The 24,919-nt window shown below is 41.8% G+C and carries 24 protein-coding genes; 9 read left to right on the top strand and 15 right to left on the bottom strand.

Translation table 11 applies throughout. The features are described 5' to 3' along the window. Window positions 1-10: 10 nt before the first annotated feature. The gene (locus LEP1GSC192_RS19025) at window positions 11-721 is read left to right on the top strand and encodes a hypothetical protein (protein WP_020771639.1); all 711 of its coding nucleotides are present in this window, start codon (window positions 11-13) and stop codon (window positions 719-721) included. 69 nt (window positions 722-790) lie between these two features. Continuing rightward, window positions 791-1,435, top strand: coding sequence for a fructose-6-phosphate aldolase (gene fsa, locus LEP1GSC192_RS19020; RefSeq protein WP_020771669.1), 645 nt, complete (start codon window positions 791-793; stop codon window positions 1,433-1,435). A gap of 105 nt (window positions 1,436-1,540) precedes the next feature. Here fsa and LEP1GSC192_RS19015 read toward each other — a convergent pair whose 3' ends face one another. From LEP1GSC192_RS19015 to LEP1GSC192_RS19005, 3 genes are read right to left on the bottom strand one after another with little or no spacing between them, the layout of a single operon-like run. Further along, window positions 1,541-2,575: a DUF1574 domain-containing protein gene (locus LEP1GSC192_RS19015; RefSeq protein ID WP_020771542.1), complete on the bottom strand. Its 1,035-nt coding sequence runs from the start codon at window positions 2,573-2,575 to the stop codon at window positions 1,541-1,543. 8 nt (window positions 2,576-2,583) lie between these two features. Further along, complete coding sequence (locus LEP1GSC192_RS19010) at window positions 2,584-3,993, bottom strand: MBOAT family protein (RefSeq protein WP_020771653.1); 1,410 nt, start codon at window positions 3,991-3,993, stop codon at window positions 2,584-2,586. Then, window positions 3,990-4,745 (bottom strand): pseudouridine synthase, encoded by a 756-nt coding sequence (locus tag LEP1GSC192_RS19005; protein WP_020771603.1) that lies wholly within the window; start codon window positions 4,743-4,745, stop codon window positions 3,990-3,992. Before LEP1GSC192_RS19005 ends, LEP1GSC192_RS19010 begins: the two co-directional genes overlap by 4 nt. Before the next feature lie 104 nt (window positions 4,746-4,849). On the opposite strand from LEP1GSC192_RS19005, the gene lipA reads away from it, so the two are divergent. Both lipA and LEP1GSC192_RS18995 read left to right on the top strand, forming a co-directional pair. Further along, complete coding sequence (gene lipA / locus LEP1GSC192_RS19000) at window positions 4,850-5,755, top strand: lipoyl synthase (protein WP_020771618.1); 906 nt, start codon at window positions 4,850-4,852, stop codon at window positions 5,753-5,755. Then, complete coding sequence (locus tag LEP1GSC192_RS18995) at window positions 5,740-6,075, top strand: hypothetical protein (RefSeq protein ID WP_020771671.1); 336 nt, start codon at window positions 5,740-5,742, stop codon at window positions 6,073-6,075. The genes lipA and LEP1GSC192_RS18995 overlap by 16 nt, the downstream gene beginning before the upstream one ends. 218 nt (window positions 6,076-6,293) lie before the next feature. Here the strand turns inward: LEP1GSC192_RS18995 and LEP1GSC192_RS18990 are convergent, their stop codons facing one another. Together LEP1GSC192_RS18990 and LEP1GSC192_RS18985 are read right to left on the bottom strand one after the other, a co-directional pair. Further along, entirely contained in the window at window positions 6,294-7,475 is a 1,182-nt protein-coding gene (locus LEP1GSC192_RS18990; protein ID WP_020771585.1) for a lipoprotein LipL45, read from the bottom strand. Between the two features lie 99 nt (window positions 7,476-7,574). Then, the gene (locus tag LEP1GSC192_RS18985) at window positions 7,575-8,777 is read right to left on the bottom strand and encodes a sorbosone dehydrogenase family protein (RefSeq protein ID WP_020771644.1); all 1,203 of its coding nucleotides are present in this window, start codon (window positions 8,775-8,777) and stop codon (window positions 7,575-7,577) included. A gap of 98 nt (window positions 8,778-8,875) precedes the next feature. Between LEP1GSC192_RS18985 and LEP1GSC192_RS18980 the strand changes: the two genes are divergently transcribed. Further along, entirely contained in the window at window positions 8,876-10,207 is a 1,332-nt protein-coding gene (locus LEP1GSC192_RS18980) for a radical SAM protein (protein ID WP_020771659.1), read from the top strand. On the opposite strand, the gene LEP1GSC192_RS18975 is transcribed toward LEP1GSC192_RS18980, so the two are convergent. The 3 genes from LEP1GSC192_RS18975 to LEP1GSC192_RS18965 are packed head-to-tail and all read right to left on the bottom strand — an operon-like array spanning window position 10,204 to window position 12,255. Next, window positions 10,204-10,896 (bottom strand): TIGR00266 family protein, encoded by a 693-nt coding sequence (locus LEP1GSC192_RS18975; RefSeq protein ID WP_020771577.1) that lies wholly within the window; start codon window positions 10,894-10,896, stop codon window positions 10,204-10,206. The genes LEP1GSC192_RS18980 and LEP1GSC192_RS18975 overlap by 4 nt on opposite strands. 3 nt (window positions 10,897-10,899) lie before the next feature. Further along, the gene (locus LEP1GSC192_RS18970; protein WP_020771588.1) at window positions 10,900-11,571 is read right to left on the bottom strand and encodes a TIGR00266 family protein; all 672 of its coding nucleotides are present in this window, start codon (window positions 11,569-11,571) and stop codon (window positions 10,900-10,902) included. Between the two features lie 18 nt (window positions 11,572-11,589). After that, the gene (locus tag LEP1GSC192_RS18965; RefSeq protein WP_036091155.1) at window positions 11,590-12,255 is read right to left on the bottom strand and encodes a TIGR00266 family protein; all 666 of its coding nucleotides are present in this window, start codon (window positions 12,253-12,255) and stop codon (window positions 11,590-11,592) included. A 96-nt stretch (window positions 12,256-12,351) separates the two neighbouring features. Here LEP1GSC192_RS18965 and LEP1GSC192_RS18960 point away from each other — a divergent pair, with 96 nt between their 5' ends. The 3 genes from LEP1GSC192_RS18960 (at window position 12,352) to ptsP (ending at window position 16,025) form a co-directional block, all read left to right on the top strand. Next, window positions 12,352-13,011, top strand: a complete 660-nt coding sequence (locus LEP1GSC192_RS18960; protein ID WP_020771674.1) for an SDR family oxidoreductase — start codon at window positions 12,352-12,354, stop codon at window positions 13,009-13,011. A 261-nt stretch (window positions 13,012-13,272) separates the two neighbouring features. Further along, on the top strand, window positions 13,273-14,178 hold the full coding sequence (gene lpxC, locus LEP1GSC192_RS18955) for a UDP-3-O-acyl-N-acetylglucosamine deacetylase (RefSeq protein ID WP_020771657.1): 906 nt from the start codon (window positions 13,273-13,275) through the stop codon (window positions 14,176-14,178). Window positions 14,179-14,282: 104 nt separating this feature from the next. Continuing rightward, entirely contained in the window at window positions 14,283-16,025 is a 1,743-nt protein-coding gene (gene ptsP / locus LEP1GSC192_RS18950; protein WP_036091152.1) for a phosphoenolpyruvate--protein phosphotransferase, read from the top strand. A 156-nt stretch (window positions 16,026-16,181) separates the two neighbouring features. Here ptsP and LEP1GSC192_RS18945 read toward each other — a convergent pair whose 3' ends face one another. From LEP1GSC192_RS18945 to LEP1GSC192_RS18935, 3 genes are all read right to left on the bottom strand, one after another. After that, window positions 16,182-16,853 (bottom strand): hypothetical protein, encoded by a 672-nt coding sequence (locus tag LEP1GSC192_RS18945; protein ID WP_020771538.1) that lies wholly within the window; start codon window positions 16,851-16,853, stop codon window positions 16,182-16,184. Between the two features lie 108 nt (window positions 16,854-16,961). Continuing rightward, window positions 16,962-19,001: a long-chain fatty acid--CoA ligase gene (locus tag LEP1GSC192_RS18940; protein ID WP_020771642.1), complete on the bottom strand. Its 2,040-nt coding sequence runs from the start codon at window positions 18,999-19,001 to the stop codon at window positions 16,962-16,964. A gap of 167 nt (window positions 19,002-19,168) precedes the next feature. After that, window positions 19,169-19,675, bottom strand: a complete 507-nt coding sequence (locus tag LEP1GSC192_RS18935; protein WP_020771581.1) for a TlpA disulfide reductase family protein — start codon at window positions 19,673-19,675, stop codon at window positions 19,169-19,171. A gap of 102 nt (window positions 19,676-19,777) precedes the next feature. Between LEP1GSC192_RS18935 and LEP1GSC192_RS18930 the strand changes: the two genes are divergently transcribed. Next, window positions 19,778-20,197: a hypothetical protein gene (locus LEP1GSC192_RS18930; protein ID WP_020771604.1), complete on the top strand. Its 420-nt coding sequence runs from the start codon at window positions 19,778-19,780 to the stop codon at window positions 20,195-20,197. Here the strand turns inward: LEP1GSC192_RS18930 and LEP1GSC192_RS18925 are convergent. Genes LEP1GSC192_RS18925 through LEP1GSC192_RS18910 form a run of 4 tightly spaced genes read right to left on the bottom strand, consistent with a single transcriptional unit; the run spans window position 20,174 to window position 24,911 of the window. Then, window positions 20,174-21,310, bottom strand: a complete 1,137-nt coding sequence (locus LEP1GSC192_RS18925) for a glycosyltransferase family 1 protein (protein WP_020771549.1) — start codon at window positions 21,308-21,310, stop codon at window positions 20,174-20,176. The genes LEP1GSC192_RS18930 and LEP1GSC192_RS18925 overlap by 24 nt on opposite strands. Window positions 21,311-21,339: 29 nt before the next feature. After that, window positions 21,340-22,191, bottom strand: a complete 852-nt coding sequence (locus LEP1GSC192_RS18920; protein ID WP_020771590.1) for a 3'(2'),5'-bisphosphate nucleotidase CysQ — start codon at window positions 22,189-22,191, stop codon at window positions 21,340-21,342. Between the two features lie 9 nt (window positions 22,192-22,200). After that, complete coding sequence (locus LEP1GSC192_RS18915) at window positions 22,201-22,641, bottom strand: hypothetical protein (RefSeq protein WP_020771622.1); 441 nt, start codon at window positions 22,639-22,641, stop codon at window positions 22,201-22,203. A gap of 59 nt (window positions 22,642-22,700) precedes the next feature. Beyond that, on the bottom strand, window positions 22,701-24,911 hold the full coding sequence (locus LEP1GSC192_RS18910) for an ATP-dependent helicase (RefSeq protein ID WP_020771637.1): 2,211 nt from the start codon (window positions 24,909-24,911) through the stop codon (window positions 22,701-22,703). Window positions 24,912-24,919: the final 8 nt, after the last annotated feature.

Genomic DNA, 24,919 nt, shown 5'->3' with positions numbered 1-24,919 from the left:
CTTAAAGAGTATGAAAGGGCAATCCATCTTCCTGTTCTTATTCTCCCTACTCCTTCCTTGGAGTTCTATATTTTCTCAGTTTCCGGGAGATAATTCCAGAAATAACGGCTCCAAACCTACCTTAGACGGATTTGCCGAAGTCTCTTGGGAAGCCTCGTACTCCCAAGTCAGAGACAAATTTTTATCCTTAGCTTCTAATCCTCAGAGTGACGAAAAAATAGAAGTAGTCCATGAAGATAAGGAGAAGTCCCTACTTGTAAGAAGGAACGGGATTTTCTATTTATATCGCTTTTATTCCACTCCTAAATTAGTATTGGATTCCCGTCCTAAAGATAAGAACCAACCTCGTCCGGAAAAGGAAACTTCTCCGGAAGAAGACGAACATCTGGAGCCGGGTAAATTATTCTCCGTTGGGGTTTCCTTCCGTTATCTTCCAGGCAAAGACGTTCAGTCCAAACTGGAAAATAAATATGGAAAACCCAAAAAAGAGACCCTGGATGATAAGAAGATCGGGGGAGCTGTGGTTTGGGAATTGACCGACGAAAGACAGGCTCCTCCCGCAGGCGGATTCATTGTCCAATGGAAGGAAGCTTATAAAAAACAACCGTTTACTAGAAGAGTGGATTATTTCAGCTCCAAGGTAAAGTCTCAGATCGAGAAAGAATACAAAGAGTTCTTCAACGCAGAAGAAATCAAAACTTTAAGAGATCTAATCCCGTAAGAAATCCTTGACCGAAGGCGCTTAAGGCCGCCACTATCCAGAGAGATCCAAAATCTTTCGGAGTAATACGTGGAATTATATTTAGATACAGCCAATGTGGACGAGATCAAGGAGATCGCGTCCTACGGTCTTTTAGACGGAGTTACTACAAACCCTTCCCTAATCGCAAAATCCGGTCGCAATTTTAAAGAGGTGATCAAGGAGATCTGCGCGATCGTACCAGGTCCCGTAAGCGCGGAAGTACTCGCTACAAAACACGAAGACATGCTGAAAGAAGCGGACGAACTGGTAAAGATCGCTCCGAACGTTGTCATCAAAGTCCCTTTGATCCCGGAAGGATTAAAAACCGTGGTAAAACTGACTGAAAAAGGAATTCCGACAAACGTAACTCTTTGTTTTTCCGCGCCTCAGGCACTTCTTGCAGCAAAAGCGGGTGCTACTTATATTTCACCTTTTATAGGCCGTGTGGATGACACATCTTGGGACGGAATGGAACTGATCTCCGAGATCAGAGAGATCTACGATAATTACGGTTATGAAACTAAGATTCTAGCTGCTTCTATCAGAGGACCTATACATTTGAAAGAATCAGCTCTTCGTGGCGCGGATTGTGCGACTATGCCGATTTCCGCTTACCAGCAGTTATTCAAACACCCACTCACCGATATCGGTTTGGAAAAATTCTTAGAAGACGCTAAGAAGTTAAAGTGGTGATCTAAAGATCCTTATAGTTTTTCGCACAGAGAGCACGGAGTACGCAGAGTTGAAATAACCTAGATCAACTCAGTGATCTCTGTGACCTCCGTGCGAACCACTCCTTTAAGGTAGCTTCTTCTTCCCTGTAAAATCGTTCATTAAAATTTCAGATTGTTCTGAAATACAAAATACACTCTGGTGAGAACCGTCGTAATACAGATCGCAGGAACTGAGAGTATTCATATCGGCGGCTGAAGCACCGTATTTGAATGCCAGTTCACGGATGCGTGGCCACCAGGATTTTTCAAGACCTAGTTCGTAATACCCTTCTCTATAACCGGGATATACTTTGGGCCAGATCAAATAGGTCTTGATCCCTTCTTCTTTCGCCAGTTTTAAGAATTCTTCCACAAAGAAAAATTCGGTCTCGCCTAGAGTGAAGCCCGAAAGATAAATACTTTTTAAACGGAGTGCGTCCTTTTCCAATTTTTTAGGATTATTGCTCGCACTTGCATACGCGAGTTGTTCTCCGTTTCCCAGTTCTAAAATCAGATTTTCGTGGTTTTGGTCCGCTCTGTACTGTTTTAATTTTCCACCGGACAATCGGGACCAAAAAAGTTTAAAACCGGGTTTGATCTTTCGAATGCTAAAGATTTTTTCCTTCCAAATTTCCAATTTGTCGGAAAAGGAAAACTTTTCCCAATAGATATTCTTAAATTCTTCGTCTGCGCCCAATCTTAAAAAAGGTTCGCAGAACAAACCCTTCGAATCATCGAACGCCTCCGGGCTAACTACGTAAAAAACGGCCTTGGGTTTGATCCCAGCTCCTAGTATTTTACGGAACCAATAAAAACCATACGCAGGAACCGCTTGTGGTCCTGAAAAATTATACACGGTCCAATCATTTGCAAAAGAAGGAGGAAGTGTTTTAATGGAATACGGATAGGCCCTAGAATCCCCAAACGCCAAAAGAAGATTTTTGTTTTTAAGAGAACTATCTTTCTGGAGTTTTTCGAACAAATGCCTTCTTTGTGCATAATAGACAGGATTCCCTTCTTGGTAAAAAGACGTTTGGAAGAAGTCTAAAAGAAACATTTTATCCGCAAAGAATAAAACGACCAGAAAGAGTACAGGGAGATAGATATACTTCTTTTTCATACTATTTCTCAAAATTGTCCGTAAAAGAAATCCGCATTTCCGCTAGGTAATGCAAGTAAGACCAAGATCCATACGATGGGGAGAAGTACAACTTTCCATTTGAAACGAACCTTAAATTTTTCAGGCCATTCTTCCGCTGAATGAAATAGGATCGCGACCAAAAGTGCAAAAATACAAGGTTCCATATTCGGAAAAGATACCCCGTTCGCCCAAACGAATATTCTTTGGACCGCCGCAACTGCCGATCCGAAATCAGGCGTGAAGAATAAAACCCAAGAAATACTGTAAATATTCAGAACGAATAAATACGTAATAATCCTTTTCACGTACGGTATCTCAGGCAGGATTTTTACATTCCAATCATTCAATACTCTTTCTATGGAAAGATACAATCCGGTTAGAACTCCCCAAAGAAGGTAATTCAAATTGGCTCCGTGCCAAAGTCCACCAAGTCCGAAAGCAACTAGATAATTAAAACAGGTGCGTAACGTACCGCTTCTGGAACCGCCAAGCGGAATGTATAAATAGTCTCGGATCCAAAAGGAGAAGGTTAAATGCCATCTTCTCCAAAAATCCCCGAATCCGTTAAAGAAGAATGGCGCCCTGAAGTTTTGAGGTAGAGTGAATCCTAAAAGTTTTCCCATTCCTCTGGCAAGATCCGTCAATCCCGAAAAATCCAAATATAGATAGATCGCAAAGAAATATACGGTACTTAAAAGTGCCGCTCCCGAAAAAGCGGAGGTCTCCGCAAATACTTGGAAGATAGATCCGGACATTAAGACGGAAACGATCGACTTTTTGAAAAGTCCGATCACCACGAGCCAAAGGCCGTCCACCATATCCTCTTTTTCCATTTTTGGAGAATCGAACTGAGTCGCTACATCGTTAAATCTTAATATAGGTCCGGCGATCATTACGGGAAAAAGGAAAATATAAGAAGTCAGTTTCCAATATCCGATCTTTTCCGTGATCACTCCTTTCTTCTTATCCACTAAAAGGGAAATGAATTGAAATGTGTAATAACTGATGGTTAAAGGAAGGATTACTTCGAATCCGACCCAGTCCAAGGATTTAGAAAGAATTCCATCCAAGCTGATCTTGTTTTGAAATTCCGGAATTCCTAAAAATATTCCAACCAGATCCGCGAAAAAATAGAAATATTTAAAAAACGCTAAATTAAGAACATTAAAACCTATGGAAACCGGCAAAAACCATTTTTTCGCCAGGAAAAATCGTATGAACATCCAGTTGATGCTCACGACGATGATCAGATGAAATAAAAACTTCCAAGAGGAGACCGCGTAAAAGAAGGCGGAACTTAATATAAGAAAATATTTCTTTAAAGCGTCCGGAAGATTCCAATACACCAGAAATACTAGGCAGAAAAAAAATAAAAATTCTAAACTGGTAAAATTCATGGTCTCCAAACTTTGGGATCCAGCAAGATAAACTTACCTTCTCCGATTTTCAATTTTTCCAATGAAAGTTTTCCGATCCGAATTCTCTGTAGATCGATTACTCTTCCGCCGAGAATCGAGAACATTCGACGGATCTGGCGCTTTCTTCCCTGTTTTAAGATCACTCTGAACTTGGAAGATGCTTCTCCTTTTGTTAAGGATAGAACCTTCTCCGCTTTTAAAAATTCTCCCTCGTCCATAAATCCCTTAGTGAATCTATCCTTCACTTCTTTAGGATCTAATTCTTCTTCTAAAATCACTTCGTATTCTTTTTCGGAACCTTCGGAGGGATGAGTGATCTCTTGGACCAAATTTCCTTGGTCGGATAAAAGAAGAAGTCCCCGAGAGTCCAGGTCCAATCTTCCTGCGATAAAAAGTTTACCGTACTTTTTAGGAAGTAATTCGAAAACAGTATTGGAATGAAAACGATCGCTATGGGAACAAAGAAAACCTTTCGGTTTGTTTAAAGCGAGGAACACTGCAGCTGTAGGAGGAACTAATTTTTTATTTCCCAGCTGAACTATATCAGAATCTACCCGGATCTTGGTGCTTAGATTTTTTTCGACGACTCCGTTGACTTTCACTTTGCCGGAGAGGATCAATTCTTCCACCTTTCTGCGAGAACCTAGGCCACAATCTGCCAAGAATCGGTTGATCCGGATCTCTTTGGAGGATTCTTTCCCCGTTTTTTCTTTCGCGCTTTTTTCGCCCAAACTTGCCCCCGGCCTCGACCGATCCCTCCAGATTCGGACACCCGCCGATTTCCGGCTACCCAAAACACTTGACTCTTTGGAGACTCAGACGGAGGCTTTTAAGGGTGAATCCTCTCAAAAAGAAGCCCAGATCCAACGCGTACCAACCCGCACCAGAAAAACCGGATTGGTTAAAAGTAAGGCTTCCTTTCCGCGAAAAGGAGAACCCGGTCGACTTTGTCCGTGGTTCCGTAGAGGGAGGAAAACTCAATACAGTCTGTGAAAGCGCTTCTTGTCCCAACCTGAATCATTGTTGGTCCAGAAAAACCGCCACTTACATGCTTGCCGGAGATATCTGCACAAGACGTTGCTCCTATTGCGATGTGGCCTTCGGAAAGCCGCTCGCATTAGATCCGGAAGAACCCTTACGAGTGGCAGAATCCGCAAAGGCTTTAGGCCTCAAACATATAGTTATCACTTCCGTAAACAGGGATGATTTGCCGGACGGTGGAGCAGCTCATTACAAAAAAACAATAGAGTTGATCCGGGAAAGATTGCCGGAATGTAAAATTGAAATTTTAGTCCCGGACTTCAAAATGAGGGAAGAAAATTTAGAGATCGTTTATTCTTCCAGACCTGATATATTCAATCATAACCTAGAAACTGTGGAGCGATTATTTCCCACTGTGGCTCCCGCCAAAAAATACGAAAGGTCTTTGGACGTTCTCCATCACGCATCAGAAAGAGGATTTTTAACGAAAAGTGGATTGATACTAGGACTTGGAGAAACATTAGAAGAAGTCCATCAGACCCTGAAAGATCTCAGATCCGTGGGAGTACAAATGGTGACCTTAGGACAATATTTGCAGCCGACTCCAACACATCTTCCGGTTAGCGAGTACATTCGTCCGGAAGTGTTCAAAGATCTGAAAGAATTCGGAAAAGCTTTGGGATTTCGAACCGTATTCTCAGGGCCTTTGGTCAGAAGTTCTTATCACGCGGACGAGCAAGTGCCGTGGTTCGAAAACTAAAAAGATTCAAAGATAAATTTCCGGATATTCCGGAATCTTCGGAGATGAAAAAGATCATCTTCCATTCTATACTTTCTTATCTTTCCAAACAAAACGGCCATGTTTCCAAAATGGAGATCAAAGACATCCTATTCGATTCCATTAGTTTGATCCCGGGTTTCCGAGTAGAATGGGGAGAGATCCAAAAATTCGGCAGAAGTAAACTGTTAGTGAATTATAAAGATAAGGTTTTAGTTTTAGATCTAGAAGAAATTTCGAATATGATCCTAAAACTCTGGGATCATTACTTAGATACACATCCACATCATAAAGCAAAATAGTTTCGCACGGAGACCACAGAGGATTTCGCACGCAAAGGTACGTACGAAGACACCAGTTCATTTTTATTTTAGTCCCTTAGCGTTCTTTACGACTTAGCGTGAGACCAAACTCTGTGTTCTCCGTGAGCTCTGTGCGAAATAAACCGCTGCCTCTAAATAGAAAAACCCGAGCTGTCTTTCGACAACCCGGGGTTTTTCCACCTATTTAAGCCTGTGGATTAGTTTTCGGATTTAGTTTGGAAGTCGTAGATAACTTCTTTTACGTCATCCTGGTTGATCTTCTTAATACCGTCTTCGGTATGGACGATCATTGTACTACCTTGCTGGTCTACGATCGCTCCGATGATGGTAGTTTTACCGTCAGCCAGTACGATTTTTTCCAGTTTTTCGTAGTAGTTTACTAAGTCTTTATTCGTTTTCAGGTTTTTAGGAGCAGAAACAAGAACGTTCTTGAATCGTTTCAGCTCGTCAGCCTGACGCTTAGCTAAGTCTTCTTCGATTTTCTTTCTCTCAGCTTCGTTAGCTGCGTTAGTAGCTTCGTCTACTTTTCCGGACTTAGGATCGATATTTAGTTTCACTAATTTATCGGTAGTGTCTTTATCCAGAGTAACGATAGTTCTGATCTCTTCTTCTTCGGTTTTGGAAACTCCAGCACCGGTCAGTTTGGTAACCGCTTTCGGAATATCTTTTTCCAAAGTAGCGTCTAGCTTAGTAAGTTCTTTCTCACCGAATTTTTTATCAGGAGCTTTTACTATGGAAGACTCGTCTTTTTCTAAAATAACTTCTGCTTTGTCCAAGGAAGCTTTGATCTTTTGAAGTTCTGCATTTGCAGAGATCTCTTCAGCAGTTGCACCTTCCAGAGCACGAACTCTTGGAGATACTGCAACGGATCCTTCCAATACTTTTACGACGGATCTGTCGTTTTTAGTACGATCCACAACGAAAGAAGTTCCTCTAACTCCCGCGATTGCGGTCGGAGTTACTACGGAGAACTGATCGTCTTTGCTTGCTTTATTTACTTTAGCGAAAACTTTTCCGGAAACTAAGGACAATCTAGTGTCAGTGTTTCCTTGGGTATTCAAAGCGAGAGCGGAGAATTCCATGCTGGACTTTTCAGCCAAACGAATGGCGGAACCGTCGGAGAATTGGATATCGACTTTCGCTTTTGCCTTAGTTTCAATCTTGTCCCCTTCTTTCAGGACTGTTCCAAGACTAGCTTTGTCTTCAGTTAAATCAGCGTGTTGGATTTTTGCTTCCCCTACGCTAAATACTACGATTGCCGATGGTTGGCTCTGTTTTGCGTTCGCGGAATCCGCGTTCTCCGCAGGCTTTTTACAAGCTCCGGATGTCAACAGACCGACCAGTAGGACGGCTGATGCAACGGAAATGACTTTATTCATACCCCTATCCTTCTTTGATCGAGATTAATCTGAACCGCGGTGGAGGCAGTCCGATCTATATTGGGTTAACACCTATGGATCTGGGATTTTCAATTTATTTCAATTTTTTTTTCCAATTTGGAAGATATTTCCTGAACTAAAATCGCCAAAATACAGCTCACCCGTGGAATCTTGCCCAAATGTGCTGATTAGGAAGTGAGTATCCCCTAATACAGTTAGTTTCCTTTTACCTTCCACTTCAGTGGGGAATCCAAGGATCTTTCCGGAAACAAAGTCAGCGAAAATGTACCATCCATAGTATTTGGAAAGATTTTTCCCTCTGTACACATATCCGCCGGTGATGGAGCGACCCAGTTTATGATCATACTCCAGAATAGGATCGGTCAATCCCTGCTTTTCGCAATTTTCTTTGGGTAAAAAACAGTGAAATCCTTCCATTATATTCCAGCCGTAATTTTTACCTTTTAGAACCAGATCTACTTCTTCCCAATCATCCTGTCCCACATCTGCCAGATAGAGATCTCCTGTCTTAGTATCGAAGGAAAACTTCCATGGATTTCTAAATCCATACGCCCAGATCTCAGGGAGAAAGCCGGGCGAGTTTTTGAAGGGATTGTCTTCCGGGATCTTATAGGGAGGAGCATTTGATTCCAGGTTCGGAGTAATCCGGATCAGTGTTCCTAGGTAAGTAGAAGTATTTTGTCCGTGTTTATATGGGTCTCCTCCGGCACCTCCATCCCCAAAGCCGATGTACAATTTTCCATCCGGACCAAAACTTAACTGACCGGCATTATGATTCGAATAAGGCTGATCCACTCTGAGTAAGATCCTTTTACGATCCTGCCAACGGATGACCTTAGAATCATCATAACGAAATTCTAAGATGAATGTCTGGTCCTTGCCTGCTTCTTTGGAAACTGCATTGATATAAAAGAGTTTATTTTCCGAAAACTTAGGGTGAAATGCGAGACCGAGCAAACCTTCTTCCGATCTTGTCTCTACGTTTCCCGTAAAATCCGCGATAAGTTTGGATTCCTTGCTTGTGAAATTCCAGAGATGGATTTTTCCCTTCTTCTCTAATACTAGCATCTCTCCAGGAAGACTTGGATGAAATTGTATATCGGTGATCTCCTTAAAGCAGGAAGCCACTTGGGTCCAGCCAAAAACGTATGCTGACTTCTTCTCCTCTTGCTTCGGTTTTTGTTTTTTAGTTTTGGAGAGAAGCCGGGTATCCTCTCCTGTAAAAAGGAAGAGTCCCAGAAATAGAGAGAATAGTAAGAACCTATTGCGAAATCGTCTCATTCTGACAGAAAAAAATACAGTTTGAAAGCTCTCAGTCAAGGATGAAAAAGCCAAAAACTAGATGCCAAAACTTACCCACAAACCAGTTTGGAGCTAAGATGAGCACGAGTACCCTTCGCCCCGAATCTTCGATAGCCTTATTGGAGGAGATGGAAAGAAAATATAAACAGATCCCGTTCGAAGCAATTCTGAAGCAGGACATTCTAAGACAGGGCATCCATTTTCTTCCGGAATCTTTCCAAGTGGGTGAAGATTATAAAACCAAGGATTATTTCATCTTCTCCTTCGACCATATTCCACTTGCGGATATGAAAGAAGGTACCGACTCCAAGGCTCCCGAGGAAATCAAGATCACAGGCGGATATTTTAATTTATTACCCACTATAGTATCTACTCGTAATAACCCGAACTCACCTTATAAAGTAAAACGTATCCCTGCCGGAGAAAAAGACGAAGGCAGACCTGGTCTCTATCTTAACGAAACATTTTTAGGAAAACTAGAATATCCACCTAAGCCTGCTTGGTACAGACACAAAACCAAATCAGGAAAAATCCCGGGAGAGATCGCACCCGTTATCGAATGGGGATATCTCATCTACCTAACCGTTTTCCGTAATTGCCAGTATTTCGGTAAGGACGAAGAATGTGCATACTGCGATATCAATCATAACTACAGACAACAGAAGAATGCGGGTAGACCATATACAGGCGTTAAAGATATCGAAGATATTTTAGAAGTACTTTCTTGGATCGATGCGGAAGACGAGATCGCAAAAGTGTACACGATCACCGGCGGTTCCGTAATCACTTCTCTCAAAAAGAAAAACGAAATCGATTTTTATTTAGAATACGCGCAAGCAATCGAGCAAAAATTCCCTGGACGATGGATGGGTAAGATCGTTTCCCAAGCTTGGGAGAATGAGGATTGCAAAAAGTTCAAAGACGCAGGCATCCAAGTCTATCATCCCAACTACGAAGTCTGGGAACCCGAACTATTCAGAAAAATCTGTCCGGGAAAAGAAGCCTATATCGGTAGAGATACTTGGATCAGAAGGATCGTCGACTCTGCGGAAATTTTCGGACCTTCTTATGTGATCCCGAACTTCGTGGGTGGAGTAGAACTTTCTCAGCCTTGGGGATTTGCAACGGTCGCAGAAGCGATCAAATCTACGGGAGAAGGTTTGGACTTCTTCATGTCAAAAGGGATCATGCCTAGATTTACAGCTTGGTGTCCGGAACCTTATACAACTCTTGGGACACAAGCCGGTCCTCCATTGGAATATTTTTGCGAGTTATTAACCGTATGGAAGTCTACATTCGAAAAATATAATCTTCCTACGCCTCCCGGGTATGGAGAACCCGGACCAGGAAAGGCGGTATTCTCCGTTTCCGCCTTTATGGATGTGATCGGTTATTCAGGAAGGGCTTAGTCCCCTCCTCCAACGCTTGAAGACCTTTGGACCCTTCTCCAAGTATTTGCCCAAGAAGCAAAAGAGTTTTGATTCCTAGTTTGGAGATACAGTTTTCCCTTACCGGAAAATTTTGCGACCAGCCCTTCACCGGATAAGAAGAGAGATTTTAATCCTCCTACCTTATCGATATGATATTCTAGACTAGGTTCGAATGCTACGATATGACCTGTGTCCACGATGTACATTCCATCCACATCTACTTCATGTATCGCTCCAAAGCTTGAGAAAAAAAGGTCCCCAGTTCCGGAAACTTTCAGGAAGAATAAACCTTCTCCCGCAAAAAATCCTTTGAAACCTCCCCATTTGCTGTCGATCACAAGTTCCGTGCCGCCTGCAACATAGGCTCCTCTACTCAAGATCAATTCTTCGTTTTTAAGAGCTCTATGTTCCAAATCTCCTTGGGTCGCGGAGGTCAAGAATAACTCGCCATTTCCACCCTCGGCAGTAAACGTATTTTGGAAGAAGGACTCGCCGCTAAACAAGGCTCTTTTAGCGGATGCGAATATTCCACCCTGGGCTTTGGTCTCCATTTTTACCTGAGCGGACATGGCAACCATAGCTCCTGATTCTGCACGGATGGATTCTCCGGAATTTAGATCAATTTTTAATATGGGAAAATCAGGTTTTGCTAATATTTCAAATTTCATAGTTTATTCCTTTCTAGGTGGTAATTCGGATCTGAACCAAGCGCCGAGTGTCGGCACATTTCTGGATTGGAGCCAGAGCCTTCCTCTTCCTTTAAATTTAGCGACTAAACCTTCTCCACCTAAAAAGAAGGACTTCCAACCTCCGAACTTAGTGATCTCGTATTGTAAACCTTCTTCGAAGGCTACGATATGGCCTGTATCTACTATAAATTCACCTTCGACGTCCAATACTTCGATCCCGCCGTAACTGGAGATGAGAACCGGACCGCTTCCGGAAAGTTTTAAGAAGAATAAAGACTCTCCGCTGAAAAAACCTTTTAGACCTTGAAATTTAGTATCTATATCTATCTCGGGTTTTGCCGCGAGAAAGGAACTGGACTGGATAAAAACCGTTCCGTTCAAATCCAGTTTTTCAATATCGCCGGGAAGTGTGGGAGCGAGTAAAACCTCTCCAGGTTGGGATGCGGAGAAGGTATTCATCCAGAAAGATTCACCTCCTAAGAAGGCCGCTTTCAAAGATTTAAATAATCCTCCTTGTTGCGCCTTACTTGTTTGCATTTGGATATGAGAACTCATACTCATAAGAGCTCCCGCTTCCGCCTTGATGGATTCTCCGGAGCTTAAGTTTACTTTCGCTACGGAATAAGATGGTTTGTATAAAACTTGGATATTCATTTTAATTCCTAATGTTTGTTAAACGGGAAGAAGTTTGGTAAGCCAGCTGATAAATCCGGAAGGCACTCTAGATTGGATCCAAAGAGTTCCGTTGCCCGAGAAATTCGCGACTAAACCTTCGCCGCCTAGGAGTGTGGATTTCCAATTCCCTCCCGCCTTTCCTACTTTGAATTGTAGGGAATTTTCGAATGCGACTATATGACCAGTATCAACCGTATAATTTCCTTCTACTCTGATTGGAACAATGGCTCCATAAGAACTTAAGAAAACTTTTCCGGTTCCGGAAATTTCCAATAAGAACAGACCTTCTCCACCGAATAAGGAACGGAGTCCGCCGAATTTGGAAACGACTTGGATACCAGGATCGGAAGCCAGATAAGATCCGGACTGGACAAAGATACTTTTTCCGACGAGGTCCAGATCTATGATATCGCCGGGAAGTTCAGGTGCGAGTCCGATCTCCCCTCCCGTTTCAGGAGCAGTGTAGGTATTGAAGAAGAATGATTCTCCACCGAAAATTTTTCTGGAAAGTGCGGAAAGAAATCCGCTCCCCATTTTGGTCTCCACGCCCATTCGGGAACTCATGTACACCATGGCTCCGGCTTCCGATTTAATCGATTGACCGGGGCCTAATCTAAGTTTCAATAAGGAGAAGGAAGGTTTATGAGAGATCTGGAATTGCATACGCGGGAAAGTTTGGAAAATATTTTCCAAAACGTCAATCGATTCCCGGTTTCAAGTATTTCTTTCTAGACTTCTTCTTTTCCAAATACATTCAGAATGAAACAAGTTTTAATCACAGGAGCCAATCGAGGGATCGGTTTGGAGCTTGCTAATTTATATTCCGAGAAAGGTTATACGGTTTATGCGGCTTGCCGAAAAAGTTCGGAAACCTTACGTAGGCTGGGAGTGAAAATTTTCGAGGGACTGGACCTGACCCAAAGTCAAAGTTTCGAAACTTTATCCAATTTTTTAACCGGGATCAAACTGGACATACTGATCAATAACGCAGGGATCCTGATCCCGGATAATTTAGAAAGTGTCGATTTTACCGAAGTAGAGACCCAAATTCTCGTAAATGCAGTCGGGCCAATACGATTGAGTCGGCTTCTTCTTCCTAAACTCGGCCCACACTCCAAAGTTATATTTATCACGAGCAGAATGGGCTCAATTGCGGACAATACTTCCGGAGCCTATTACGGATACAGAATGTCCAAAGCCGCCTTGAATGCTGGAGCTGTTAGTCTCGCTCGGGATCTTGCACCTAAAAAGATCTCCGTAGGTATATTTCACCCTGGAATGGTAGCTACGGAAATGACCGGCAGACAAGGAATTCCACCAAAGGATGCGGCCCAGGGACTCTTCCATCAAATCGAAAAACTGTCCCCAGAACGATCCGGAAGATTCTTTCATCAAAACGGGGAAGAGTTACCATGGTAAATGGATTCTGTCTCCCTAAAACAACACTGTTGTAAAAAAGAGACAGAAGTACAGAAATTTCTTTCAAATTATGTCTAGTTATCTCTGTACCGAGCTATAATGCCCGTCTAAAATCATCTTTTTGCACTGCACCTGGCATGGATATTGCTTTCATAGTCCTAAAGGGTTAATTTTGATTTGGATCTTGCAAACGTCCAATAGAGTGAAGCCCGGTGCAAAGCGAATGGATTCCGGATACGAAAGTTTCCGGGGTAGGAAATGATGAATTTCACAGAACATAGAAAAACTCTTAAAGAAACAGTTAGAATTAAGGGGATCGGATTACATTCCGGCAAGGAAGTAAATCTGATCGGGCACCCTGCTCCTGCAGGGACGGGCATAGTTTTTGAATATAGAAAGGGAGAAGATAAGGCATCCATCCCTGTAGAACTAAGTAATGTGGTAGATACCAGTAATGCTACCACTTTGGGAGACGGGCTGCATCGTATCCAAACCGTAGAGCACCTGATGGCAGCGGTATTCTCCGTAGGAATTACGGATATGATCCTAGAAATCGACTCCGTAGAAGTTCCGATCATGGACGGATCTTCCCTTCCATTCCTAGAAGCATTCGAAAGCACAGGTTATACCGAATTCGAAGAAAGAATAGAACCTATTTATGTAAAAAATCCTATGTGGGTGGTAGATGGGGACAAATACCTGGTCATTCTACCAAGCGAAACCTGGAAAGTGACCTACACAATCGACTTCCCCCATCCGCTCTTAAAAGGCCAGAATATCACAATCGATCTGGACCGTGACATTCTCAAAAACGAAATTTTACCTGCCAGAACCTTCGGGTTCCTAAAAGACGTAGAAGCTCTCCAAGCGAGAGGACTTGCTATGGGAGGATCCTTAGATAACGCGATCGTCCTCACCCAAGACGGATATTTAAACGAATCCCTTCGTTACGAAAACGAATGTGTCCGACATAAAATTTTGGACCTGGTAGGAGATCTTTCCATCGCAGGCAGACCGATTATCGGACATTATCTAGCTTCCAAGGCGGGACATGCATTGGACGTTTCCATGGCTAAATTAGTCATGAGTTCAGTAACAGGAAACGAACTGGGTAAATACAAAAGCCGTCGGATCCCACTTTTCAACAGAAAAGCTGCGATGGTCTAAATATTCCGGATTTCCCGCCTCTAATCCGGGCGGGACCACATCGGTTTATAAAAGACTTGTCGATTCACTAAACTACTGTATTTCTACCAGCGGATATTCATTCAATGAATGGCGGTGGGAAGAGAACTACATACATGGGGATAGTCGCTTTTCCCGGCAGATTTTACGGTCGATGCGTAAAAGTCGGGACGAAGAGAAGACATCTCGCCCACGGAGCCTATATCCATGAGAGCCAAAAACAAGAAGAGCTGAAAAAACTTTCTAATGCTCTCGATTCTTCCAAAATAGAATTAAAATCGATCATTTCCGGACTCAAAACAAGAGAACAAGATAAAGAACTAAAAGAAATTTTAGAGACTCAGGTCACGATCACGGAAGATCCGAGCTTACAAGATTCATTCAGAAATCGTATTAAGGAATATAACGAAAACGCATTTTTAGCGGTCCAGAATACGATCAACGAACTCACCGACAAGTTCACTCGTATGGATAATCCGTTCTTCAGAGAAAGATCGGACCATTTTCAGGACATCTCCAACCGTATTTTAGAAAACCTTTTAGACAAAAAAGAAGAAGTCTCCTTCTTAGCCGACCAATCCGAGGACGTGATCTTGGTCGCTAGACAATTGACTCCTTCTCAGATGATACTCATGGACAAGAGTAGGATCAGAGGAATTGCCACCGATTTGGGAGGAAAAACCGGTCATATGGCAATCCTTGCCCGAAATTATGGTATCCCAACAATCGTAGGCTTAAAGGAATTTTATAGAAATATTAACGATTTTGAATATGTTTTTTTGGATGCTGACACAGGCCAGATCGTAAGAAACCCAACCATCGAAGAAGTAAAATATTACGGAGCTTCTTCTCCTTTAAGTTTTGAGACAAAGGTAATAAAACCGAAAAAGGCGGTTACAAAAGACGGAGTCAAGATACGGTTAAAATGTAATTTAGAATCGGATACCGACTGTGAAATTGCAAGGAAAGCGGATGTGGACGGTGTGGGGCTTTTCCGCTCGGAGTCGTTATTCTTAAAATACCAGGACAAAAACGTTTCCGGAGAAGAACAATTTTTAGCCTATAAAAGGATCGCGGAAGGAATGGATCCGAACCCGGTTTACATACGGACTTTCGATATAGGCGCGGATAAATTTTCCACGGGAGAATTCGAAGAGAATCCATTCTTAGGAAATAGAGGGATTCGATACAGCCTTCAAAATCCAGATTGGTTCAAGGAACAATTGATCGCAATACTTAGAGCTTCTGCTTATGGAAATTTAAGCATCATGCTTCCTATGGTTACCAATCTGGGAGAGATCAAAAAAACAAAAGAAATATTAGAAGAATGTAAAAAAGAACTTACTGCTAGCAAGGAAAAGTTCAATAAAAAGATCAAACTTGGAGTGATGGTGGAAACTCCTTCCGCTGTATCTTCTATGGATGTACTTGCAAGAGAAGTGGATTTTTTCTCCGTCGGAACAAACGATCTATTGCAGTATCTGATGGCTGTGGATCGAAATAACGTGAATGTTTCCTCCTTATATAATCCATTCCATATTTCATTTTTAAGAACTCTTATACAGATAGTAGAAACAGCTTGGAAATACGAAAGACCGCTGAGTATTTGTGGAGAGATCGCTTCCGATACGAATTTTACGATCCTACTTTTGGGTATGGGATTTAGGGAACTTTCGATCTCCATTCCGTTCGTAGGGCCGATCCGTAAAATTTTAGGATCCGTAAGTTTAAAACAGGCGAATTTTCTTTTGAAAAAAATTTTGGAACTTTCCGAAAATGAGGACTACGAAGCGATCGAGGCGTTTTTATTCAGTAAACACTTGGAGTAAATGAAAGAAAATCTTATTTAAACTCGTACTTTAAAAACGTTTTTATCCAGTACCTTTTCTCGGAACTAAATATAAATCGCAATTTTCAAACAAAGTCGCAAATATCGAGAAGGAACTCAAATGTAAGAGCTCCTACATTTCCAACTACTGTAATTCCTACTTAATAATATCCGAATATTCCAAACTTAAAAATAAGAACGGATCTTGGTCTATTTTCTTTTCTTGTAAAAATAAAGGACCCAAAGATTCTTTCGGCTTCAGAAAATTCAAATAAGATTGTTTTTCCGTTCTGAGGAAAAAATTCCCTTCTGATTTTTGTTCGGTATGGAAATGAGAGATCTTTTTGATCACGGAAGGTAAATTTCTTTCTTCCGAATGTATCTTTGAAAATAAGATTAAATAATTTTTTTCCTTCCAATTCCCGTTGAAAACAAATCCTTCCGAGGAGAAAAATTCCCGAAACTGGATTTTTTCCGAAAGATTTTCCAATCTGGAATATTGAAAAGTCGCTTCGGTGCCGAATACTTTCGGCAAAAAGGAATCAATTTTAAGTCCGGGAGCTTCTTCCCAGCCTTCACTTAAGCAGATCCCCTTTTTAAAACTTGGGTTTAAATTTTTGATTTCCAATTCTGCGTGTAACTTATTCCAAGCAAGTTCCGCTCTGGCAAAAATGAACCCTAAATTTAAGGCGGAAAATTCCCTTACTCTGGAAAAGTCCCAGACTTCTCTTTCTCTTAGCGGAGAAAAATATAAATTATCCAAAGCATATAGGTCCGAATGACCGTAAGGTTCGAAAATACTGGGTTTGGAGAGGATCGTTTTCGCCATATAGAATACATATCGGCGGCTTAGAAAATTCCCATCAGGGTAAAAAAAAAGCCTCAGGTTTGCAACCGAGGCTTCTTTTTACCTTTTTGATATGTTAAAGAGGATTATTTAATTACCTGAATAGACTTTTTTAATCTTATCCGCGTATTTTTCAGCAATTACGTGACGTTTCATCTTCAACATATTGTTCAACTCGTCCCCTACCTCGAAAGGTTTGGAAACTATGAAGAATGGAGTAACTTGTTCGAAAGACTTGAACCCGTTTTTCGCGTTGTTGAGCGCTTTGATTTCCTTTCTATAAAGATCCAATACTTTAGCGTTCTCGATCAAAGTTTCTTTGTTAGACGCGTCCACTCCGTTCTCTTTTGCCCATTCTTCCAATTTTTCGAAGTCAGGAACGATAATGGCTCCCAAGTTTTTCTGGTCTTGCCCGATTACCATACATTGGCTGATATACGGAGATTCTTGGAGTTTATTCTCTATCGGGACCGGCTCAACGTTCTCACCGCCCAACAATACCACAGTGTCTTTTGCTCTACCGGTCAATGTTAAGGTATGTTTGAAGTTGATCATTCCCATATCGCCGGTATTCATCCATCCGTCGACAAGAGCTTTGGAAGTCGCTTCTTCATTTTTGAAGTAACCTTTCATGACCTGAGGACCTTTTACGAATACAACACCTTTCTTACCTAATCTTCCTTTGATTACTTTTCCGTTCTCGTCTATTTCGGTAAGAACTTCGTTATTATCGTTTCTGATCTGCAGATTGGTTTTAGGAACGATCGAACCTACGGAACCGATGATTAACTTTTGGAACGTTCTCACGGAAAGAACCGGAGAAGTTTCGGTCATACCGTATCCTTCCAGCACGTTGATACCGATATTGTTGAAAAATTCGTCTACGTGACGAGGAAGAGCTCCTCCTCCGGAGATGGAAGCCTTCAATTTTCCACCGGTGGCAGTTCTGATCTTAGAAAGAACGATCTTATCCAAAGTTGCGCTGTTCAAAAACGCAGCAAGAGCAGCCACTATATATAAGGGAAGACTTAAGAAGGAAAATTCTGTGGAAGAAAGCAGATAAGCCGCAACCGAAGAGATTACCGTCAAAGTGAAAGGTCCCGTCAGGATCAACTGGATGAACATTAAGATCCCGTAAAATAAGGAGAGAATCGGATTTCTTCCGTGATAATCCACTTCCTTGCCCGTAATAAAACGAACTGCGGCGTTTTTCTTATCGGAGAAGAAATAAGCGAGTTTGAATAAACCGCGGCGGATTGCAGGAGTTTGGCTTGGATCATTGATCCTTGTATAAATACCGTTGTAGATATTTTCCCAAAGACGAGGAGCAGAGCCCATGAATGTCGGTTTTACGGTCGCTAAGTCTTGGCGAAGGTCCCTAACATTTGTGTAATATGTAGCTGCACCTATGCTGATACAAACATATTCCACAACCCGTTCGAATACGTGCCATACGGGAAGAATGGAGAGTAATCTTGCTTCCGCACTTATTTTCAACATTGGAGTGACTTCCAATACCTGATGCATCATATTGGAATGTCTTAGTTGAACACCTTTAGGAAGACCGGTAGTCCCGGAAGTATAAATCAATGTGAAAAGGTCTTCCGGTTTGATAGCTGCTACTCTATCTTCTACCTTACGGGATCCGGAAGCTCTTAAACTTTTTCCTTTTTCGATCAGGTCGTACATTTTCAGAACGCCTGGAGCTTCGGATTCTTTGTCCATTAAAATGACTGTTTTTACTTTTCCGAGCTGGGATTTGTTTCTGTTGAATTTTTCCAACATTTTATCGTTTTCTATGAATACCACTTCTGATTCGGAATGGCTAACGATATAAACGATTTCGGAATCGGTGATGTCCGTTCCTCTCGGAACGTCAGCCGCACCGGTCATAATGATACCGTAATCCGCGATGATCCATTCTACACGGTTATCGGCGAGTAACGCTACATGGTCTCTAGATTGGATGCCTAGATCGATCAAAGCCTCGGCAAGATTCAGACCTGCCTCGTATAACTCTGAATAGGTGATCGGCAAATAATTCTTTTGCGCATCTTTGTATAAGAAAGCCGGTTTATTTTTAAATTTTTCTGCCGACTCACGGAATAATTGGGCGAGATTCTCAGCCATGAATGGAAATTCTCCTGAAATGAAATGGAAAGATGGATGATGTCCGGCAGCACCTACCGGGGATCTGATTCCAGATTCCAAGGAAATGCTGAAAGATAAATCCTTTTTTTTAAAACGAGTCCGAGTTTGGATTATTATTGCACGATTGTTATGGATAGAAGCGAATTTTACGGAGATTCGAGCCAGTTTTTTAGTCTTCCGGTCAATACCGGCAGGTCTTTCTCTGAAATTCCGTATTGGGAATGAAGTTTCTTTCCAGATTTGCTAAACACGAATAAAGCGGGCTGACCTTCTATTTTCAGAGGGGTCACAAGTTTCCATTCCGGATCTAAAAGACTCGGATACAACATCCCGAAATCGGAAGCGGCTTTTTTGATTTCTTCCAAACTGAGATCATCTTCGGTATTCACGCCTAACACAACGGCGGGAGAATCTTTCAACTTTTCTCTCAGTTTTTCCACCACAGGCACCGCTTTTTTGCAAGGCTCACACCAGCTCGCCCAAAAATCCAAGACTACTAACTTTCCCTTATCCTCTGAAAATTTATGGGAATTCCCATCCCAATCCTGGAGAGTAATTTGGTAGAGCAAAGGTTGCTCATCCGATCTGCAATTATTTAAGAATAAAACGGATAAAAGAAGTAAAAAGAAAGGCGAGGCTTTTCTAAAAACCATACTTCCAGAATACAAATTAGAATATAAGCTACAAGTCATTTCCTTCCAATTCCACCTTGCTTTAAAGAGAGGAGATCAAAAACTTGTACAAGGTTTTTAGCCTTGGAAGAAACCAGGATCTATAATTATTTTTTCCAATTTTCGGAATTCCAATCCTATTTGGAAGGAAAAAGGTTCCAAGGGCAAGGGATCCATTTTGATTCCGGATCCTCGGAAAGATCTGTCAAACCTCCGATTCTCTCCGCTTTTTTAGATCCTAAAAAAGGATTTATTCTACAATTAAAAGCCGGCAAAACTTTAGAGAGGATATGTACCGATTGGACGGACAATTTTTGGACCAGGAAAGAAGATCTATTCGTTTGGAACGTAAGTCCAACGGAGCAAATTTATTTCCAGGCACTGGACAGAAACCGCATCCATATCCATTGGAAATCTTCCAATGATATTCTTTTTTCAGGAACGATAGAAGTAGGAACAAAATCTCTTTTCCAAAAGATTTTAAGTCCGTTTATAAGAAACTAGGTCTCTAAAAATTTTTTTTACGAGTGCGGCAGACTTCAGTCGTTCGAATCGTTTCAGATCCGGCTTCGGGAACTTGAACTTCTTCTTTTGGAAATCCAAAATCGCATTTTTCCAATCTTCCTCCGATTCCGGAGAAATATACACACAGGATCTTTTTCCTATTTCTCTAAAAACTTCAAGATCCGAAACGATACAAGGTAGAGAATAAGCAAGAGCCTCTAAAAGTGGTATCCCGAATCCTTCGTAGATGGACGGAAAAACAAATAAGCTCGCTTGAGAATAGAGATATTTTAGTTCTTCCTCATTTACAAAATCGAACCAGTATAACTCTCCCGCTGCGGACGAATGTTTGAATTTTGAGAGGAGCTCGGGAGATTCCCAACCTTCTTTCCCTGCATGCACCCAAACTAGGTCCGATCCTTCTTTTTTTGCATTTCGATAGGCTTTTAGAAGAGTTCCGAAATTTTTTCGGGGTTCTAAAGTGGAAACGGTCAAGAAAAACTTTTTAGGCAATTTGCCGATTCGTTTTGTAGGCGGAGTTTTAATCTTTCGAATCTCTTGAGGAGAGTAACCGGGATAAATAATACCTATTTTATCTTTCGGGAAAGAGGAATACTTTAAGATCTCTGAACGAGTGAATTCCGAGTTAGCAAGAATATAATCCGCTCTTTGGATACTTCTTCTTAAATAAAAAAGCTGCTGAAATCTTGCAATCGGTCTCATAGTCTCCGGAAAACGATAGGCTACAAAATCATGATATGTTAAAACCCCGGGAATATTTTTAGAAAGGAAAAGTGGAAATACCTGTTGAGTTCCCCAAAATAAATCGATCTCATATTTCCTTAGTTGAAAAGGAAGATAGAAAGCGAAGTAAATCCCTCCTTTTTTAGAAAATAGACCCTGTCCTATTACAGGCTTTATATTCGGGTTTTTGAATAGATCCGAATAACCTTCGTGGATCGGCTTATGCGAAAAAAGATAAAATTCGAAATCGGGATCTTGATCGAAACCTTTTAGTACCGATTCGATGAGCCGTCCCACACCTGAAACAGGAGTGGACAATGGCCTTGCATCCAAGGCGATCTTGTATTTTTTTCTATCGATATTGGACAAAGTAAGAACTTGCCTTTTAAAAGATTGATTTACCAACGATCCCTAATGGAACCTTGGAGAGAAGTTTTAAACTTTTCCCAAAATTGGGTAACTAATTCTGATTCACCGGCAAGCAATCCTATTCCAAGTTTGGAAGTTAAAAATGGATACTCTTTTCCGGATCGTATCTCCAAGTCTTTGCCTTGAGAAGCTCTCAGGATCGCAATCCCTCCAGCCACGTCCCAATCGTTTTTAGGCCGAAGAGAAAGTGTTAAAGGATATTTCCCCACCGCGACTAAGGCGAGTTTATAAGCGATGGAACCTTTCGGCGCCAAAACATAATCATTTCCATAATTAAAATTTTTAAAAAGTCCGGCTTTCGTTTCCGAAATGGAAACAAGTATCTTAGGAAGTTCGGGAGACTCACCCTTTTGCAGATAAAAAGTATTCTCCCAATCGATCTTATTTTCAACATAAGGGGACTTTAGAATATTATAATATGCCCCCTTACCTTCCGCACCCCAAAAGAATTCACCCGTTGCAGGATTCATTACGATCCCAAAAACAGGTTTACCATCTTCCAAAAGTCCCAAACTGATCGCAAACTCAGGATTTTTAGCCACAAATTCCCTGGTCCCATCGATAGGATCTAAGATCCAAACTCTTTCCCCTTGTAGAGAAGAATGTGAAAAATCGGAATCCTCTTCGGAGTATACTTTGTCGTTTAGGATTTTGCGGATGCCGCCGGCGATGATCTCGTTTGCCTGCAGGTCGGCTTCCGTAAGAGGGTCACCTTTGGATTTTTCAATCACCTGGAAATTTGTTCCATAGATGGAAAAGATCCGGTCTGCGGCTTCCAGAACAAGTTTTGAAACTAATTCCGCTTCTTCCGGAAATCGCATGAAAAGGGATTATTTACCGGAAGTCGGCTGAGTCGGTTGTTTATCTTCCTTATGAGGCTCCTCTTCCAAATTATCGGGACGAACATAGAACACTTCGTTGATAGGAGTTTGGAGATAGATTTCCGGATCCATTAGATAACTGTAAAATACGATATATGTTTTGTATTTAACATACACCCCGAAAGTCCCTTTTTGGGGCTCATACGAAATAGAATCGGCTTTTAAGTCCTTTGTGTATTCCTTATAATCCAGGTATTTACGATGAAGGCTGTATTTTAAAGCGGATAGAAGATTTTTTTCTAAGGTAGCTTTTTTAGCCGCTTCAGAAACTTTTCGATTCTTATTAAATTCTTCTACTTTATTAAATTCTTCTACTAAACCGCTGACTTTTCCAGCAAACAATGGGGTCCCAAGGCAGATAGCCAAGGCGAGTATCACGATCCGTTTCATTGTTTCTCCTATGTCCTATGAATAATATCGGTATTTCAGGGGGTGAACTTTCCCCCTTGTTATAATTTCTCTAAGGGAGTATAGGCAAGGAAAAAGTTCTTCTCTAGGCTTCCGAACTTGATTTTTACCTTACGATTTTTGCCCGTGCCCTGGATGGAAATCACATGTCCGAGGCCAAATTGGGCATGTTTTACCCTGTCCCCTTCCCGAATAGCCGCTTCTTCGCCCAATGGTTTGGAAGAATTTTCGCTTTCCCGAGTTTCTCTCGAAGTTTCCGGGATTTTGTAAGCCCCAGAAGAAGCAACCGGAGGCCCTTGCGGTCTTCGGACCCCCTTTTGGGCCAGAATACCTTCTTCTCCAAAACATTCCGAGGGTATTTCCGGAAGGAAGCGAGACGGAATTCGGTCTTCTACTTTTCCGAATTTTCGGGAGGTCCTGGAATAACTCAGGTATAATTTCTGCCTAGCCCGGGTTAAAGCCACGTAAAAAAGCCTTCTTTCCTCTTCCTGACCGTTCGGCTCTTCCAAACTCATGAAATGGGGAAAAGTTCCCTCTTCCAATCCGGTTATAAATACCGTCGGGAATTCCAATCCTTTTGCATTATGGACGGTCATGAGATGAACATAATCCGTGAGCTGGGCGGAATCCTCCTCGGAAGTGAGAAGGCTGATCTGATTCAGATATTCTTCCAAGTTGGGAGAATCTTCCCTGGATTCGTATTCCTCGATGGAGTTCACAAACTCACGAACGTTCTCTACCCTAGAAACGGCTTCTTCATCGTGTAAATTTCGTTCCATATAATCCACCCAACCGGATCTTTCCACGATCTCTAAGGCGATCTTAGAAGGTAATTCCCCTTTTTCTTTGCGATCGATCAGGTCCTCGAATAGATGATAAAGTTCTTTTGCTTTTCCTAAACTTGCTTTTTTTAAGGGAAGATCCGGATGTCCAATCGCTTCTAAAAAAGAGATCCCTTTATCCAGAGAAAAAGTCCTGATCTTTTCTATACTGGCTTCTCCGATCCCTCGGGGAGGTGTATTCACAATTCTTAATAAAGAAGTGGAATCCATTGGATTTGCGATCACGTTCAAATATGCGATCATATCTTTGATTTCGGCCCTATCAAAAAATCGGAAACCCCCGAAAATTTTGTAAGGTATCCCGGAAGACCTGAGTCCTTCTTCAAAATATCTGGATTGTGCGTTTGTTCTGTAGAAGATCGCGAAATCTTTGTAATCCGCACCTCGGGCCGACCCTGCCCGGATCTTCTTAACTATATCATAGGCCTCTTCCGTTTCATTTTCGAATTGGGAAACGGAGATAGGTTCTCCTAATTCGTTATTTGTGAATAATTCTTTTTCTTTTCTGCCGCTATTATTTGCGATCACCTTAGAAGCGGCACGAATAATCCTGGAAGTGGAGCGGTAATTTTCCTCCAATTTCACTACATACGCGTTCGGAAAATCACTTTCGAAATTTAAAATATTCGAAATATCCGCTCCTCTCCAGGAATAGATGGACTGATCGTCGTCGCCCACCACGCAAAGATTTCCCCGCTCCCCTGAAAGTAAACGTACTAATGTATATTGAGCCTTGTTCGTATCCTGATACTCGTCCACCATGATATAATTCCATCTATCTTGGTAGGACTTTAGGACACCGGGATTTTCTTTGAACAACTCCACGGTTTTTTGTATCAGGTCTCCGAAATCCAGGGCTTGGTTTTTTTTCTTACGTTTTTCGTATTCCTCATAGATGTTTGAGATCATCTGAGAACGATGAGAAAAATTTTCTTTCCGAATATAAGAATCCGAATCGGAGAGTCCGTCCTTCCAAGAGGAAAAGATACCTGTCAAAGAAGAAGGTTTGTATTGTTTCGGATCCTCATGTAGATCCTTGATCACTTGTTTGATTAAGGATTCCTGTAATACGGAATCGTAAACCGTAAATCCGGAAGGCATTCCAAGGTAAGAAGTTTCCCTTCGTAAAATATACAAACAGAGTGAGTGAAATGTTTTGATCTGTACATTCCAAGGAATGGATGGAACTAACTTCGCTACCCTTTCCAACATTTCCGCAGCGGCCTTATTGGTAAAAGTAAGAGCGCATATCGAATCCGTTCTTTTATTCAGGATCAGGTTAGCGATTCTATGGGTGATTACCCTGGTTTTTCCGGAACCTGCGCCCGCTAATATTAAAACAGGACCTTCCAATCTTTCGACTGCGGCTTTCTGCGGATCGTTCAAGCCTTGCACTAGATCAACTGACAAAACAAAAT

Source organism: Leptospira sp. B5-022 (assembly GCF_000347035.1).
Classification (GTDB): Bacteria; Spirochaetota; Leptospiria; order Leptospirales; family Leptospiraceae; genus Leptospira_B; species Leptospira_B cinconiae.
The sequence above is the reverse complement of the archived record's forward strand: the minus strand, read 5'-3'. Positions and strand labels throughout refer to the sequence as shown.